12 protein-coding genes and 1 tRNA gene are annotated in these 17194 nt (G+C 52.8%); 2 read left to right on the forward strand and 11 right to left on the reverse strand.

Annotated elements, in window-relative coordinates; translation table 11 throughout:
- Positions 1-32: 32 nt before the first annotated feature.
- From ACKWMY_RS22860 to ACKWMY_RS22870, 3 genes are all read right to left on the reverse strand, one after another.
- The gene (locus tag ACKWMY_RS22860; protein ID WP_409487110.1) at positions 33-923 is read right to left on the reverse strand and encodes a GTPase family protein; all 891 of its coding nucleotides are present in this window, start codon (positions 921-923) and stop codon (positions 33-35) included.
- 886 nt (positions 924-1809) lie between these two features.
- The gene (locus tag ACKWMY_RS22865; protein ID WP_409487111.1) at positions 1810-3021 is read right to left on the reverse strand and encodes a tyrosine-type recombinase/integrase; all 1212 of its coding nucleotides are present in this window, start codon (positions 3019-3021) and stop codon (positions 1810-1812) included.
- Between the two features lie 244 nt (positions 3022-3265).
- Positions 3266-3360, reverse strand: a tRNA-Sec gene (locus tag ACKWMY_RS22870).
- A 174-nt stretch (positions 3361-3534) separates the two neighbouring features.
- Here ACKWMY_RS22870 and ACKWMY_RS22875 point away from each other — a divergent pair.
- On the forward strand, positions 3535-4119 hold the full coding sequence (locus ACKWMY_RS22875) for a DJ-1/PfpI family protein (protein ID WP_021181316.1): 585 nt from the start codon (positions 3535-3537) through the stop codon (positions 4117-4119).
- A 94-nt stretch (positions 4120-4213) separates the two neighbouring features.
- Here the strand turns inward: ACKWMY_RS22875 and ACKWMY_RS22880 are convergent, their stop codons facing one another.
- The 8 genes from ACKWMY_RS22880 to xylF form a co-directional block, all read right to left on the reverse strand.
- Entirely contained in the window at positions 4214-5566 is a 1353-nt protein-coding gene (locus tag ACKWMY_RS22880; RefSeq protein ID WP_211134892.1) for an amino acid permease, read from the reverse strand.
- An 80-nt stretch (positions 5567-5646) separates the two neighbouring features.
- Complete coding sequence (locus tag ACKWMY_RS22885; protein WP_409487112.1) at positions 5647-7986, reverse strand: Orn/Lys/Arg decarboxylase N-terminal domain-containing protein; 2340 nt, start codon at positions 7984-7986, stop codon at positions 5647-5649.
- A gap of 123 nt (positions 7987-8109) precedes the next feature.
- Positions 8110-8799 carry a helix-turn-helix domain-containing protein gene (locus ACKWMY_RS22890; RefSeq protein WP_029710806.1) on the reverse strand — a complete coding sequence of 230 codons (690 nt, stop codon included), beginning with the start codon at positions 8797-8799 and terminating at the stop codon, positions 8110-8112.
- Positions 8800-9059: 260 nt separating this feature from the next.
- Complete coding sequence (locus ACKWMY_RS22895) at positions 9060-10406, reverse strand: esterase-like activity of phytase family protein (protein WP_409487113.1); 1347 nt, start codon at positions 10404-10406, stop codon at positions 9060-9062.
- 115 nt (positions 10407-10521) lie between these two features.
- Entirely contained in the window at positions 10522-11700 is a 1179-nt protein-coding gene (gene xylR, locus ACKWMY_RS22900) for a D-xylose utilization transcriptional activator XylR (protein WP_024527304.1), read from the reverse strand.
- A gap of 51 nt (positions 11701-11751) precedes the next feature.
- The gene (gene xylH, locus ACKWMY_RS22905; RefSeq protein WP_024527305.1) at positions 11752-12936 is read right to left on the reverse strand and encodes a xylose ABC transporter permease XylH; all 1185 of its coding nucleotides are present in this window, start codon (positions 12934-12936) and stop codon (positions 11752-11754) included.
- Positions 12914-14455: a xylose ABC transporter ATP-binding protein gene (locus tag ACKWMY_RS22910; RefSeq protein WP_074030881.1), complete on the reverse strand. Its 1542-nt coding sequence runs from the start codon at positions 14453-14455 to the stop codon at positions 12914-12916. Before ACKWMY_RS22910 ends, xylH begins: the two co-directional genes overlap by 23 nt.
- A 28-nt stretch (positions 14456-14483) precedes the next feature.
- On the reverse strand, positions 14484-15479 hold the full coding sequence (gene xylF / locus ACKWMY_RS22915; RefSeq protein ID WP_409487114.1) for a D-xylose ABC transporter substrate-binding protein: 996 nt from the start codon (positions 15477-15479) through the stop codon (positions 14484-14486).
- Between the two features lie 376 nt (positions 15480-15855).
- Between xylF and xylA the strand changes: the two genes are divergently transcribed.
- Positions 15856-17175: a xylose isomerase gene (gene xylA / locus ACKWMY_RS22920; RefSeq protein WP_074030879.1), complete on the forward strand. Its 1320-nt coding sequence runs from the start codon at positions 15856-15858 to the stop codon at positions 17173-17175.
- Positions 17176-17194 lie beyond the last annotated feature (19 nt).

Below are 17194 nucleotides of genomic sequence, written 5' to 3' on the forward strand. Positions count from 1 at the left end.
AAAGCCCCTTAAATAAAAGGGGCGAGTAAGTGTTAACCGAAGAAAAAATCCCAGGCTTTCTTTAGTGTTTCCACAACGACTTTTTTAGCAGTTTTCGCCAAAGTGGCTATAGGCTTGGGGATAGGAGCCATATCAATGATTTCATCGATAACCCGATCTATGGTGTCGCCGAAACCGTTTGTTGCATCTTCGATTACTTTTTCTGTTTTGTGCTCCTTTTTTACTTGTGCTGTAAAAGGGCTTTTTGCTTGCTTTGGCAGAGCCCTCACCATCTCCTCAACCAAATGAGTGATGTTATAGCCTTCACTGGCCGCTACGGCGACAATCGGATACTCAGTAAAACCAAAACACTGGCTGATGTAGCCTTTCTTCGCAGAAATGTTTTCCATCTGCCGGGGAGATGGGCAACCGTTCTGTTCATCCCATTCCCGGAATGGCTCGATCTTGTCCACTTGATTCAAAACAAACAGCGTTTTTCCTTTACCTCCGGCGGGAAGAAGAACATCTTTGTAAAAATGCTCATCTGCTGAAAATGCACGATCATCACCTTTGATAACCCAGAGGATCAGATCGAGTTTTGGCATGAGCTCCTTGTAGAGTTTTTCGTACTCGCTGTCACGTTCGGCACTTTCCCCCACGCCAGGTATGTCAACGAGGTAAATGGAACGCTTCCCAAACCGGATACGTATTTCCTTTACTTCGCGAGTACACGCACCCACATTACTGACCGGACATTCTTCCCCTTTAAAAATGGCATTGCACAGGCTGGATTTGCCTGCACCGGTTTTTCCCATGATGCCAATCTTAGGCTCATAGCCGACAATCTCGTTAAGCTTGCTGAAAACGAGTCTTCTGAGCCCCTCAGGCAGGATATCCACGGCATCCTTGACCGGGTTGTAACCGGCTTTAGCTTTATCTTCCATTTGCTCCCTCTCCTCGTTAGCCAACCAAACTGGCGTCTCGCTGTAAAATCCCTGAGTAGTCTTTCTGTTATTTGCTGCTCAAAGCCCTGTTCATACATCAGATGGACTTTCTTCAATACGAAGTAACTCACTGACAGCACAACTGAAATCAGTCTGCGGACAATGCCCTACCAGACGGTATGGATTTAGTGATCTTTTCAGGAAGACTAAGGGGAGTAAAATTGTTAATACCGATCGAATTAGCGAAACCGATCTGTGAAACCTATCGTCACAGCCGATCGTTTTTTAATTTTTGATCATTAAAACCTATCAAATAAAGTAAACCGATCGCTTTTACAGATCAATTGATGAAGAGCGGATGAGTAGAATTTCCAGGAGTAATCGAGATGAGATATCTGTGCAGGAGGGGCTATCTGTTCCTATTTGAGTTCGGCTAATCGTCAGTCAAAGGTATGTTCGCAATTCCGGCATATAAACCGGTCAAACAGAACCCCATCCATTGTTGATCCCGTAACAGCGCCTGCTGTAGCACCAGTAACAAACCTCCCCAGTAACGTACCAATAACCGCCCCCGCTGCCGTTCCCACTACTGGGACGACAGATCCCATTGCGGCTCCAGCTCCAGCACCACTGAGAGCCCCCGCGATGCCACCTGCTATACCTCCCGTCATCCAGCCAATATGGCGTTCACTTATACGTTCAGAACCGCATTCAGGGCATATTGTTGTCATTTCAGTATTACTCCTTTTTTCAGTACGTTATAAAAACAAAAAGGCATCCGAACGTTGATGAACGGATGCCTGATATTAGGTAATGGTATATGTACGCTTAGTAGTTATTCGGCTTATAAATCAATGCAATTCGCACCTGGGACGTATGAGTGTCGTCATGCCATCTTATCAAACGCCCCCTGTACAACAGTTTCAGTTGCCAGTGATTCAAGGTAATCCGCATACCACTGCATCATCTCCCGCCTGCCATCCAGATATTGCGCATGGTTGTAGGCTCCACGAATGGCATTCTTATCCACATGAGCAAGCTGCGTCTCAATCCAAGCCGAGTTATAGCCCTTCTCATGTAAAATCGTGCTCATCGTGTGGCGGAAGCCGTGGCCCGTCAGCCTTCCCTTGTACCCAAGCAGCTCAATCACCTGGTTAACACTTTCCTTTGAAATCGGCTTCGTCCGGTCATTTCTACCAATGAACACCAATGGGTACGCACCCGAGATAGGTTTCAGTGACAAGAACAAATTCACTACCTGCTCAGACAACGGAACGATGTGGGGCCGCTTCATCTTCATCACTTCAGGGGGGACTTCCCAAAGCCGTTTCTCGAAGTCGATATCCTGCCAACGAGCAAAACGCAGCTCCTGAGTACGAACCCCTGTCAGCATGATGATTTGCGTTGCAGTTTTGGTGATGATGCTACCGGTGTACCCAGCGAGATCTTTGAGGAAATGAGGTAGCTCTTCAACGCTAAGAAAAGGGAAATTCGTCTTTTTCGGTGTTGCCAATGCTGTCGCCAAATCAGGCGCGGGGTTGTACTCAGCACGCCCGGTAACAATGGCGTAGCGGAAAACCTCCCCGCAGCGCTGCCGTACCTTACGCATTTTTTCCAACGCCCCACGTTTCTCCATCCGTCGTAACGTTTCCAGCAACTCCATCGGCTTGATTTCAGCAATAGGACGTTTGCCGATATGCGGGAAAATGTCTTTCTCGAAGGTATCGATAATTTCCTCACGGTAGCGTAACGACCAACGGTCGGCCTTATGCTGATGCCATTCTCGTGCGATAGCTTCGAAGGTGTTTGCGATAGAAAGCTTTTGCGACAGCTTTTCAGCCTTCTTCACTTCACCAGGATCACCACCAGAAGCTAACGTTTTGCGTGCATCCTTTCTTTTCTCTCGCGCGTCAGCCAATGAGACATCGGGATACACGCCGATAGAAAGCATCTTCTCTTTACCAGCAAAGCGGTACTTCAAGCGCCAGTACTTTGAGCCATTAGGTTTGACCAGCAGATACATGCCACCGCCGTCAGCCAACTTGTAGGCTTTCTCCATCGGCTTGGCCGTTTTCACTTTTATGTCCGTTAGTGGCATAGCATCTCCATTGATAGATATGGGCAGTGACCTCAAGCGAGGTGCTGCCAAACCAGATAAAAAGGGGTTACAACATGCCTACGGGGGTGCCAGAAAATAGCATACTTTTTTAAACCCCCTAAAGGACCCCCAGATATCACTTGATGTGGGTTGAGTTCGGTTGAACTCTGTAGACAAAATTATGGCTCAAAGCCAGTATACACGGGGTTTTAGTTGAATTCAGGAGAGTTTGAGAGACATCGAGTGGCGGAAGATCACAGGAGTCGAACCTGCCCAGGACCGCTGGCGGCCCCAACTGGATTTGAAGTCCAGCCGCCCCACCGGGGACGAGGATCTTCCTCTGGATACAGGAAGCAAGTCGCAGATTATAGCGCGAATCCCCCTAGCTGCTAAGAGGGAATTCAAGTTTCCGCGATCCCCTTCTTACACTTGCTCTCCCGCACAAAACTCCCGCCTTTTATCTGCTACCCTAGCCGAGCCCGGGTTATTAACCCGTACATTGCTGGAGATGCTATGACCAAGAAAGTTGCCGTCCTGCTGAGCGAAGGATTTGAAGAGGCCGAGGCGGTTATCGTGATCGACGTGTTACGTCGTATGGAGATAGAGGTAGAGCTGCTGTCCTGCCAGGATAGGCTGGAGCTGCGCAGCTATCACCAGATACGTATGTTTGCCGATGCTCTGTTGGAACGCCGCATGGACCAACTGTACGATGCCGTGGTGATCCCCGGTGGGCCGCAGGCTACTGCCGCAATGGCGGAAAACGAGCTGGTCGTGGAGTTTATCCGCCGCCACGATCGTGCTGCCAAGCTGATCTGCCCACTGTGTTCTGCCGCCGCTCGCGTGCTGGCTGCCAACAAACTGCTGCAAGGCCGCCGCTATGTCTGTTCTGGCGATCTGCATCAGGAGATCGAAGATGGTACCTACGTGGCTGAAAGGGTTGTGGAAGATGGCAATCTGATCAGTGGCCAAGGGTTGGGGGCCGCGTTTGATTTTGCCTTCACCGTGGCCTACCGCCTGACCGGCGATCGCACTACCACGCAAGAGCAAGCCGTACATATCTATCACGAAAACTGGCAAGCCCCACAGGCAGTGCATTAATCGCTACTGCTGCTAACTAGGCGCGGCACAGTTTGCGTTTTCCGGCTCCGATGCCGAAAGCGAAAATTGTTACCGCGCTTTCTGTTTTTTACGGCTACTCCTCGCTATCCAGGTACAGTGTTTTGATCCCGCTTTTGCTGCGTTTTGCCGCAACCAGTGCATATAGCGGGATGGTGAGCATCATCATCAATACCCCCCAGAACATGGCATTGCCTCCCGATCCGAACAGGGCAAACAGACTGTAGAGAATGCCAATCACCGCCAACGTGCAGTAGAAAATGAAGGCCCCGCCCTTATTCAAGGATTTGGCCACCATGATGATCGGTAGCGCGACCAGCGCATAGATATAGGGCAGTAAAGAGGCAAACACCGACATCAGCACAATCACCTGAAACTGTTTTGCCAGATTAGGCGAAGCCGTGGTCAGTAATACCACGGTCATCAGCACGCCGGTAAAAATCAGCCCCTTCATCGGTACATCGTTTTTGTTCACCACGGCAAAGAATTTCGGGAATAGCCCCTGCTTCGCGCCAGCTTTTGGGGCTTCAGACTGCAAGATCAGCCAGCCAGAGATCGAGCCGAAACAGGCGATAATGCTCAGTGCGGAAACCACTTCCCCGGCAAATTCGCCAAACATATAACGAGCGGCGTCGGCAAAGGGAGCGGCGGAATTCACCAATTCACTATGTGGTACCAATCCCATAATCACCGAACAACTGGTGACATAACACACGGCGGCAATCAGCAACCCCAATACCGTCGCCTTGGGCACGGTGGATTCGGGGTTTTCCACCTGTCCGCTGGACACCACTGCGGATTCCACACCCAGGAAGCCCCACAAAGCCAAAGATGCGGCGGAGAGGATTGCCGAAGCGTCGCTACCCTTGGTGCCATTATAAACTTCAGTGAACAACGCGGGTTTGAACCAGAACCAGCCAATAAAACCGATGCCCAATACCACCACTAGCATGCAGCAGGCGGTGAATGATTGGGAGCGCCCGGCCACCCTTGCCCCCAAAGAAGCCAGAGCGATAAACCCCCAGAGGATAACAATGGCGGTGATAGAGCTGACAAGCGGATCTTTGAGAATGGGGAAGAAATAGCTCAGGTAACCCACACCCGCCACCAGCAGCGCCACGTTACCCACCCAGGCGCTGATCCAGTAACAGATGGTGGTCTGAAAGCCAATAAATGGCCCAAACGCGTCGCTGGCATAGGCAATAATGCCGCCATCACGCGGTGTCACCATGCTGTTCTTGGCAAACACCAGCGCCAAGGCAATCACGCCGACAATGGTAATCACCCAGCCAAATAAAGAGATAGACCCGATGCCTGCCAGATTGGTTGGCAGCATAAAGACCCCGGATCCCATCATGTTCGAGGCAGTCACCAACGTCAGGGCGACCAGCCCCATTTTTTTTACGGAGGCAGTATTAACAGAAGCCATGATATTTCCCATCATTATTGCGTTGATACGAATCTTGAAGAGGGTGCTGATCGCACCCATGGGGATAATGCGCAGGCTGATTAACGCATGGTGGAAACAGGAACCTTGTCGGCAGCGCTGGCAGGCGTTTCTTTTATGCACCGCACCCAATAAGTGCCGTTCTCATCCACTTCCACCCCCTGCAGTTCATGTTCAAAGCCGGGGAAGCGCTGGCCGAAGGTCTGCAAGGCCACCAGGTAATCGACGATGGCCCGTGATTCTGACGTCACCTTTTCACCCGGCATGATGAGCGGAATGCCCGGTGGGTAAGGGGTTATCATCACGCCCAGCGTGCGGTTGTTTATGTCGGCAGCCTTGACCTGCTCGGTTTGGTCGGAGATCAGGCATTGATAGGCCTGGGAGGGGGTAAGAACGGGGATGGCCTCTGCAAAACAGGCAAGCTCCAAAAGCTCGGCAATTTTCAGCTCGATATTGGCCTGATGGATCGACCGGCATAAATCACCGATGCCCATGTTGCGATAGACGGGGGAGCTGGCCGCAACCTGCGGAAGCACCGAGGTCAGCGGGGTATTCTCGTCATAGTGATGTTTAAATATCATCAGCATGTCGATCAGGGTATTCCATTTGCCCTGGGTAGAACCCAATGCAAATAATACCAGAATGGTGTAGTCGCCGTTGCGGGCCGGGATAATACGCTGGGTATCCAGGAATTTTGCCACTACCGGCGCGGGGATGCCGAAAACATTCATCTTTCCTTGCGCGTTCAGCCCAGGGCAGGTAATGGTGACCTTGATGGGATCCAACATCGCATAACCTTCCGGCAAATCGCCGAAGCCGTGCCATGCCTCTCCCGCTCGCAGCTGCCAGCAGGTGGGATCGTTGGCTAGCACCTCGTCGGCAACCTGGGTGAAGGGAACCTTTTTGCCCTCCTGCAGCAACGTGCTCGGCTGCCAGACATCGAAGAACCATCCCTTGTCACTTTTTTCCGCTTTGAGCTTGTCTGCGACGGTCACCAGCGTCTTGCGGAAGCTGATAGCGTCGTGAATAGCTTCATCGACCAATGTCTTACCGGCTTGCCCCTCCATCATGGCGGTCGCCACATCCATCGAGGCAATAATCGGATAGAACGGTGACGTGGTGCCGTGCATCATAAAAGCCTGGTTGAAAATGTCGTAATCCACCGGCGCACGCTTGGAATTGCGGATATGTATCATCGAGGCTGAAGAAAAGGCCGCCAGCATCTTGTGTGTCGATTGCACGGCATACAGCGTTGGGCCGTTGTCTTTATCTTCAGGGACATCCATGGCGAACCTCCCCTGATAGAGGGGATGGAATTTCGCATAGGCATACCAGGCTTCATCAAATTTGATCCGGGGTACCGACTTGGCCAGCGTTTGGGTAACGGCGGTGACGTCATAAATCAGACCGTCGTAAGTACAGTTAGTGATGATGGCATAGGCGGGGCAGCGGTCTTCTGCCTGATAAGCCAGCACGCTGTCATCAATTTTTTGCTGGATCGCTCTGGCTTCAAACTGATCGGGAGAGATCAAGCCAATAATGCCGAGCCCATTACGCGCAGGTTGGAAATAGACGGGTTTAGCCTGGGTGATGGTCAGCTCATGGTTAACGGACTTGTGGCAATTGCGGTCAACCAGGATGATTTTATCTTTTAAATCAATTGAGTGGCCCACTATCTGGTTAGACTGGGAAGAGCCCCCTGTCACATAGAAGGTTTTGTCCGCGCCAAACAGTTTGGCAGCTCGCGTTTCCGATTCGCCCGGCGCTCCCTTGTGTTCAAGCCAGTCCCCCATTTCCGGCGTAGAGATGCCGATGTCTGCCCGCATCAGGTTTTCGCCAAAGTAATTGATAAACTCACGGCCTACCGGGTGCTTAAGATAGGCAACGCCCCCTTGATGCCCCGGGCAATCCCAATAGTAAGGGCTGTCTAACGCGTAACTTTTTAGCGCGGCGAAGTAAGGCGGCAGCAGGTTCTCAACATACTGACGTATAGCCAGATGAATGCGGCCAGCAATAAACTTGGGCGTATCTTCGCTGATATTGATGTACTCATGGATCTCTTGAATCACCTCCGTCGATAAACGCCCTAACAAAGGCACACTTGACGAAAAGAAGATAGGCACCCGGCTGTTTTTAGCGCGGATCACACGAATAATCTCCTTGATAATGGGAGACCCCTCACCCAGGTTCGCCCCATCACACTCATTAATAATGATACAACCGATACCCGCTTCTTTTCTGGCCATCGCCAGGGCCGTCTCATTGGTTTCCGCGTGGATAAAATGGTAGTTATTTAATGCCAGCACCTCCTTTATCGCATGATAGCTATCATCGACCTGTATTTTATTATCGCGTACAGAAACAATTAATATTGGAAAATCAAGATTGCTTGCATAACTCATTGTATGACCTCTTCTCATCCATGTCATTGAGATATCAACTGGGATGCCAGATGATGAAAGCGAGCATACTCTTGAAGTACAAACAATAAACTGTACCAAAGGTACAGTTTTGTAGTGAGATGATTAGCGGATGATATAACAGGGTTTAGAAAATAACGGTGGGATATAGAATTGCCATTGCTGCTTTCTGGCAAAAAATATAAACTCCCGTGTGGTTTCACAATGGACTTTCGCCAGAATGTTACTTTTATGGAACTTTACCGTTCTCAGCGTTCTGTTGAGAATACCGGCAATCTCCTTCTCCGCCATGCCTTGTAACAACAGAAAAGCCACGACCCATTCCTTAGCGGATAAAATCTCGGAGGGACAAGCAACGGTTAATTTACCGATGCCATCACCAGAGACAAAAAAACGCGGTGTGATGGAGTGCAGTGGCTTGATATGGCTGATAATACCGGAGCAATGAGCCTGTTTGTCGTAGTAGGGCATGCGTTCACAATAAAACACGCTGAATATGCGTTTGCTATCAATAGGGAGGATCCCTACTGCCTCAATCTTCCTCACCTCATCAATAACGCGTTGGTCATGGATTGAGATAAAGGGCTTAAAAGGGGCCAGTGCAGAAGGTCTCCCATTTCCTTCCGGTTTCAGTAACAGGCCATATCTGGCATTGGCATACACCGGCTTTTTATGCACGTCCTTTAAACACCAAGCCTCATCACTAGACTCCCACGCAATCAAGATCTCCAAAGGAATAGCAATAGCTAACGAATTTAATTTCGCAATAATACTTTCGGTACTGACACGAGACATTTTCCCACCTTCAATCCTTGGTGCCATTATTCACAATACAAATGGCGACATAGTGTAAAACGCCCAGAGCAGACTACCAGAAAGCCAACCTGAAGCGGCAAGATTGAAAGTAACGTTTTATTAATATACTTACCTGAAAATGACCGCGTCCTATATCTACTATGCCCCCACCAAAACCGAGTCACTTAACATATTCCTTCATCACCGGAATAAAAAAGCCTTCACCCCATCAGGAGAAGGCTTGGCGATAAATGAGAATTTTACGGTTGTAGCAGGGCTTTCACATCCAGCAAAATAAATTCGTTATCATCCGCCACGTTGGGTTCACGGCTGGAAGAGAACGGGAAGTTATTGTCGTTCCCCACGATGATATGGCTGCCATCCACCACGTCGACATTCTCGATCGTGAAGAACGGGAAGGTCAGCACGCCGTTATTCAGCGGTTTACGCGCCAGCTTCTGCGGGTCCTGAATGTTCAGCAAATCGATATACGCCAGTTTTTCTACCGGTTTGCCGACGTTGGCGTCGGAAAACGCTATTTTGTAGACCCGTTTGAATTTGGCGATCTGGTTGAAGCAGTTATCCGTTGGCGCGCCTGCCGCACAGGCTTTATCGGCTGTGCCTTCACCATTATCACGTTCGATTACCAGGCCATGATTGGCGTCGATCATATTGAAATCACCGATGGCGTTCTGATTGTCTTCCAACACATACTGCCAGATGCGGCCAGTCCATGCCTGCTGTTTGACGTCAAACTCCAGCACCCGCAGGTAGCGTTTACCCGCCACGTTCTCAAACTGTTCGCCGTCCCACAGCGCCCCTTCCAGCAGGGGATACAGCTTACTACCGTCTGGTGACACCGCCATTCCTTCAAAGCCCTTGGAGCGCGCCACCTGGAAGTTCTGCTTGCCATCCGGCGCACCTGGCAGCGTCAGCGTCGGGTTATCCGGCGATTTCACTACCTTGCCGTCAACCTGGGTATCAAATACCGCCAGTACCTTGCCGTTCAGATCCGCTTTAATCAGGTAAGGGCCGAATTCATCGCCGATCCATAGGGCATCGTCGGCAAACTGGAAGCTTTCCGGGTCGAAATCGCTGCCGGTCAGGTAACGTTTATCGCTGCTTTCATTGACGATATGGAACGGGACTTTTTTATCGGGATCGTGCAGGAACAGCGTTTTTAGCGGCGTTACCGTGCCTTCCTTGAAATCGATACGGTAATGGTTGAGATACAGCATGGCGTCCGGCGAGTTGGCCTTGCTGCCAAAGCCGTTGTCGGTCAGCACCCAGTAGGTGCCATCCGGCATGTGTTTGATACCGGAATGCCCCTGCAGCGGCTGGCCATTGATGGGTAGCCCGATACCGGTCAGCCGATCGGCAGATTTCCCCGCTACGCTACCCAGTTCGGTGATGCGTTTGCCACTGGTGTATTTACCACTCTGTTGCAGATCGGTTGGTGCATCCTGGGGGGCAGTGACGCTGGACTTCACCGGTAATACGGCGTGCCCGGCCAGCACGGCGGGGACTTCCTGAGCCTGCGCCCATAGCGTGGTGCTGAATGCCAGGCAACTGGCCAGCAGTGCCAGGCGGGATGGTAAATTATGCATATTATGTACTCCCTGATAATGGTTTTGCCCAAAGGTAAAAAGCAACGCCACTATAGGGAGCCGTAATGACAGAAATATTATGTGCCGCGTGACCAACAGTGACCGCACTGCGGTTTCAATAGCCGACCTCCCCAAAACGGTCGCGGCACTCTTTGGGCGTCATGTCATAGCCTTTCTTGAACACCGAATAGAAGTACTGCAACGATGGGTAGCCACACATCTGGGAAATTTCATTGATGGGCAATGAGGTCGCGGTGAGTAAATTGCGGGCGCGATCGAGCTTTTCTTGATGGATGGCGTTATGGATCGTCTGGCCGGTTTCATCCTTGAAGCGCTTTTCCAGATTGGAACGGGACATGCCCACCGCATCCAGTACCTGCTCCACCTTGATCCCCTTGCAGGCATGGTAACGGATATAGTGCATGGCCTGGATCACCGCCGGGTCGCGCAGTGAACGGAAATCGGTAGACCGCCGTTCAATCACCTTCACCGGCGGCACCAGAATACGCTGTAGCGGCAGATCACGCTGATCAAGCAGTTGATGTAACAGCTTGGCGGCACGATAGCCCATCTGGCGCGTCCCCTGCACCACCGACGACAACGCCACGCGCGACAGATAGCGCGTCAGCTCTTCGTTATCTATGCCAATCACACAGAGTTTTTCCGGCACGGGAATATCCAGGTGCTCGCACACCTGTAACAGGTGGCGCGCCCGCGCATCGGTAACGGCTATAATCCCGGTCTGCTGGGGCAAAGTCTGCACCCAGTCCGCCAGGCGATTCTGGGCGTATTGCCAGTTCTCCGGCGCGGTTTCCATCCCCTGATACACCACCCCTTGATACTGTTCCGCCGCCACCAACTGGCGGAAAGCCTGTTCACGTTCCTGCGCCCAACGCTTCCCCCCCTCGGCAGGCAGGCCATAGAACGCAAAGCGGTTCAGCCCTTTTTCTTTCAGGTGCATAAACGCCGCTTCCACCAGCGCATGGTTATCGGTCGCGATGTAATGCACCGGCGGGTAATCCGCCTCCCGATGATAAGAGCCCCCGACGCCAACCAGCGGCACCTGGACATTACGCAACAGTTGCTCAATATTCCGGTCGTCGAAATCGGCGATCACGCCGTCCCCCAACCAGTCCTTGATATTATCGATGCGGCAGCGAAAATCCTCTTCGATAAAGATATCCCAATCACTTTGCGACGCCTGTAAATACTCCCCAACGCCCTCCACCACCTGGCGGTCATACACTTTATTGGCGTTGAACAGCAGCGTAATACGGTAGCGCTTCTTAAACATGGGGGCTCCCCAGCAATAAATACGGTCACAGCTACAAGTGTAAAGCCGCGCCTAGACCCGGCGTTTGGTCGCGGAATCCATCCACACCGCCAGCAGCAGGATCGCGCCTTTGACGATATATTGCCAGAACGTCGGCACGTCCAACATGCTCATGCCGTTATCCAATGAGGCCATGATAAACGCCCCCATCACCGCTCCCGCCACGCTACCAATCCCCCCCGCCAGGCTGGTGCCGCCGATCACGCAGGCGGCGATAGCATCCAGCTCGGCAATGTTACCGGCAGAAGGCGAACCGGCCCCCAGGCGCGAACTGAGGATCAGCCCGGCAATCGCCACCATCAGGCCGTTGATGGCAAACACCGCCAGCTTGGTACGCTCAACGTTAACCCCGGAAAGCCGCGCGGCATCAATATTACCGCCGATGGCATAAATACGGCGGCCAAAGGCGGTACGCGACGCCATAAAGATCCCTGCCAGCATCAATGCGGTCAGGATCAGCACCGGCGTTGGTACCCCACGATAGTCGTTCAGCAGGTAAATCGCCCCTAATACCAGGATTGCCATGATGCTCTGCCGGGTGACATCGCCGCTCGCTGCCGCTACCGGCAAGCCCAGTTGCGTACGTCTACTACGCCGCCGCCACTGCCAGGCCACAAACAGCATCAGGCCGACCGCGCCAATGCCAAAACCCACTCCGTTGGGCAGGTAGCTCTGGCCAATCTGTGACATGGCATTGCTGGTGGGTGATACGGTGGTGCCATTGGTAATGCCGATCAGAATACCGCGAAACGCCAACATCCCCGCCAGAGTGACGATAAACGAAGGGACTTTACGATAGGCTACCCACCAGCCATTCCACGCCCCCAGCAACAGCCCCGCCAACAGCGTGACCACAATGGTCAACGGCAGCGGCCAGCCGAACCAGACGTCAAAGATCGCCGCCGCGCCGCCCAACAGCCCCATCATTGAGCCAACGGAAAGGTCGATCTCCGCCGAAATAATCACGAACACCATGCCCACCGCCAGAATGCCGGTGATCGCCGTCTGGCGCAGCAGGTTGGAGATGTTACGGGCGCTGAGATAGGCCCCTTCGGTGGTAAAGGTAAAGAACAGCATGATGACGGCGATCGCCGCCAGCATCACGAACACCTGCAGGTTGACGGTTTTCAGCCCGAACGGCGGCTTTTTTGCCTCCACTGGCGGCAGGCTGGCTTCAGATTGCGTGCTTTTCAACATGTGTTTCACTCCTCAAGGCCGCTTCCATTACCTGTTCCTGGGTCAGATCGCGGTTCACCAAATCAGCTTTGATCTGCCCCTGATGCATCACCAATACTCGATCGCTTAACCCCAGCACCTCCGGCAATTCGGAGGACACCACAATCACCGCGAGCCCCCGTTGTGCCAATTGATTGATCAGTTTGTAAATCTCTTGCTTGGCCCCGATATCAATGCCGCGCGTTGGCTCATCCAGAATGAGGATTTGCGGGTTCAGCAACAGGCACTTCGCCAGGATGGCTTTCTGCTGGTTACCCCCGCTGAGACGCGCGATAGCCAGTTCCGCAGAAGACGTTTTTACCCGCAACCGTGCCAGCGATTGTTGAATAGTGGCCTGCTCCTGCGCATCATCCAGCACCGTCAATGCGCCACTGAAATCCCCCAGCGCCGCCAACGTCATATTGGCTCCCACGCCCATCACCGGCACAATGCCATCGCGCTTGCGGTCTTCTGGCACCATGGCGATGCCATATCGCATTGCCTCGCGGCAGTTGGTGATGGTGGCCGCCTGCCCTGCAATGGTGATATTGCCCTGCCAACGACCCGCATAGGCGCCAAACAGGCACTGCATGGTTTCGGTACGCCCGGAGCCAACCAGCCCGGCCACGCCGAGGATCTCCCCACGCCGCAGGGTAAAAGACACATTATCGGCCCGGCGGATATGCCGGTTGACCGGGTGCCAGGCAGTGAGGTTTTCCACCTGCAGGACCACCTCGCCGATGGTATGGGGTTCCTGCGGATACAGCTCGGTCAGCTCACGGCCAACCATCATGGCGATGATATCGTCCTCGCTCATCTCCGCCGCAGGCCGGGTGCCAATGTGCTTGCCATCGCGGATCACGCAGATAAAGTCCGAGATCGCTTTCACCTCGTTGAGCTTGTGCGAAATGTAGATACAGGCGATCCCGTGATCGCGCAGATCCGCAATGATCGCCAGCAACGTGGCGGTTTCACTTTCGGTCAATGAGGCGGTGGGCTCATCGAGTACCAACAGGCGCACCTGTTTGTTCAAGGCCTTGGCGATCTCCACCAATTGCTGTTGGCCCAACCCCAGTTCACCCACGCGGGTATTGGGGTCAACCTCCAGCTTGACCTGTGCCAGCATGCGCTGGCACCGCAGGTACATGTTGTCGTAATCCATCACCCCATAGCGGCCCCACTCGTTGCCGAGAAACAGGTTCTCCAGCACCGTCATCTGCTTCACCAGGGCCAATTCCTGGTGAATGATGGCGATACCTTTCTGCTCGGTATCGCGAATGGTTTTCGCCGAAACGATCTCGCCCGAAAAATAAATATCGCCCTGATAACTGCCGTGCGGATATATTCCGCACAGCACTTTCATCAAGGTGGATTTTCCTGAGCCATTTTCACCGCACAAGGATAATACCTGCCCCGCCTCCAAGTGCAGGCTGACATTATCCACGGCTTTGACTGCGCCGAATTGTTTAGTGATATTTCGCATTTCTAACAGGCAGGGCATTATTCACTCCCCCCAGATGGCGTTGCCATTAATTAAGGTCCGATTGCTTATGGAAACCATCGGCAATAATCGTACTGTCGATATTCGTTTTATCCACCTGTACTGGGGTTAATAGCCAGGCCGAAACCTCTTTACTGCCATTATTTAATTTGGCGTTGGACTTGGGTTGTTCCCCTTTGCCCAGTTGCACGGCGATATCCGCCGCTTCGTCGGCCAGTTTGCTGATCGGTTTATAGACCGTCATGGTCTGGGTGCCCGCCACGATGCGTTTTACCGCCGCCAGATCGGCGTCCTGGCCAGAGATCGCCACCTTCCCCGCCAACCCTTGCGCAGCCAGTGCCTGAATGGCTCCACCCGCGGTGGCATCGTTGGAGGCCACTACCGCATCGATATGGTTATTGTTGGCCGTCAGGGCGTTTTCCATAATCTTCAGCGCGTTTTCCGGCAGCCACCCGTCGGCCCACTGATCGCCCACTATCTTGATCTTACCGCTGTCGATCAGCGGTTGCAGCACGGTCATCTGCCCCTTGCGGAACAGCTTGGCGTTATTATCCACCGGCGAGCCGCCCATCAGGAAATAGTTGCCCTGCGGCACGCGCTGCACCAGGCTTTCCGCCTGCATCTCGCCCACTTTCTCATTATCAAACGAGATGTAGAAATCGATATCGGCATTGTTGATCATGCGGTCATAAGCCAGGACCTTGATGCCTTCGCGTTTCGCCTCGCTGATCACGTTGCTCAGCACTTGGCCGTTATAGGGGATGATCACCAGGACATCGACGCCGCGGTTGATCATATTCTCGATCTGCGCCATTTGGGTTTCTTCATTGCCATTGGCCGACTGAACAAACACATCGGCCCCCAGGGTGTTGGCTTTCTTGACAAAGATATCGCGGTCTTTTTGCCAACGCTCCAGACGCAGGTCGTCGATGGCCATACCGATTTTAATCTGTTGGCTGTAGCCCGGTTGGCTGGCCAGTAGCAGCAATGCGCAAGCAGAAAGCAAGAGTGGTTTGAATTTCATTTTATAACCCTTGAGTTGTGTAGGGAAATAGTTATCCATACGCTTTCAAACGGCAAAATTGAAAGGTGACGAGATAAAGCACGAAACTTCCCGTGGATTGTTGTCGCTTATGCGATGTTCAGCAATTACAGATTTTCATCAGTGAATTACGGTTTTTGGTTTAATGTTGATTTTATGATGGCGGTCATGTTTTAAACCTGTGAAATATCCCGAGACCAGCAAAACAGGCCCTTCGTTGAATTATGAGATCCCGCGCACATTTAATAATTCTGTGAATTTAAGTGTGAAATAACGTAATTGAGCATTCCGCCACTTACTCCGAAGATGAGCGCATCCCGCATCCCTTACGCCGGGCACCGTTACCAAGGAGTCACTCATGCAATCCTATTTTGATCAGCTAGAACAGGTTCGTTACGAAGGTACCAGCAGCAATAACCCGTTGGCTTTCCGCCACTACAACCCCGATGAAATCATCCTCGGCAAGCGTATGGCCGACCATCTGCGCTTCGCCGCCTGCTACTGGCACACCTTCTGCTGGAACGGGGCTGACATGTTCGGCATCGGGGCCTTCGATCGTCCCTGGCAACAGCCGGGTGAAGCGCTGGAGCTGGCCAAACGCAAGGCCGATGTGGCGTTCGAGTTTTTCCATAAGCTGAACGTGCCTTACTACTGCTTCCACGATATCGACGTATCGCCGGAAGGGGCCACGCTAAAAGAGTATCTGAACAACTTCGCGGTCATGACCGACGTGCTGGCAGAGAAACAGCAAAGCAGCGGCGTGAAGCTGCTATGGGGTACCGCCAACTGCTTCACCCATCCGCGTTACGGTGCCGGGGCGGCGACCAACCCGGATCCGGAAGTCTTCAGTTGGGCAGCAACTCAGGTGTTCACGGCCATGAATGCCACCCACAAGCTGGGCGGTGAAAACTATGTGCTGTGGGGCGGGCGTGAAGGCTATGAAACCCTGCTCAATACCGATCTGCGTCAGGAGCGTGAACAGATTGGCCGCTTTATGCAGATGGTGGTTGAGCACAAACATAAGATCGGCTTCCAGGGTACACTGCTGATCGAGCCCAAACCCCAGGAGCCGACCAAGCATCAGTACGATTACGACGTCGCCACCGTTTACGGTTTCCTTAAACAGTTCGGCCTGGAAAAAGAGATCAAGGTGAACATCGAGGCCAACCACGCCACGCTGGCCGGACATTCGTTCCACCACGAGATCGCCACCGCCATCGCGCTGGGAATTTTCGGCTCGGTCGATGCCAACCGGGGCGATCCACAGCTAGGTTGGGATACCGATCAGTTCCCGAACAGCGTGGAAGAAAACGCGCTGGTGATGTTCGAAATCCTCAAGGCCGGCGGCTTCACTACCGGCGGGCTGAACTTTGACTCGAAGGTGCGCCGCCAAAGTACCGACAAATATGATCTGTTCTACGGCCATATCGGCGCGATGGACACCATGGCGCTGGCGCTGAAAGTGGCCGCCCGCATGATCGAAGATGGTCAGCTACATCAGCAGGTTGCCAAACGCTATGCCGGTTGGAACGGTGAGCTGGGCCAACAGATCCTGCAAGGGAAACTGTCGCTCGAAGCGCTGGCACAGCACGCCGAGCAACAGGTGCTGGCACCACAACATGCCAGCGGGCATCAGGAAAAGCTGGAGAACCTGGTCAACCGCTACCTGTTCGGCTAACTCTCTACGGCGCGGTGGG

It is taken from the genome of Serratia sp. J2 (genome assembly GCF_046269175.1).
Lineage (GTDB): Bacteria > Pseudomonadota > Gammaproteobacteria > Enterobacterales > Enterobacteriaceae > Chania > Chania fonticola_C.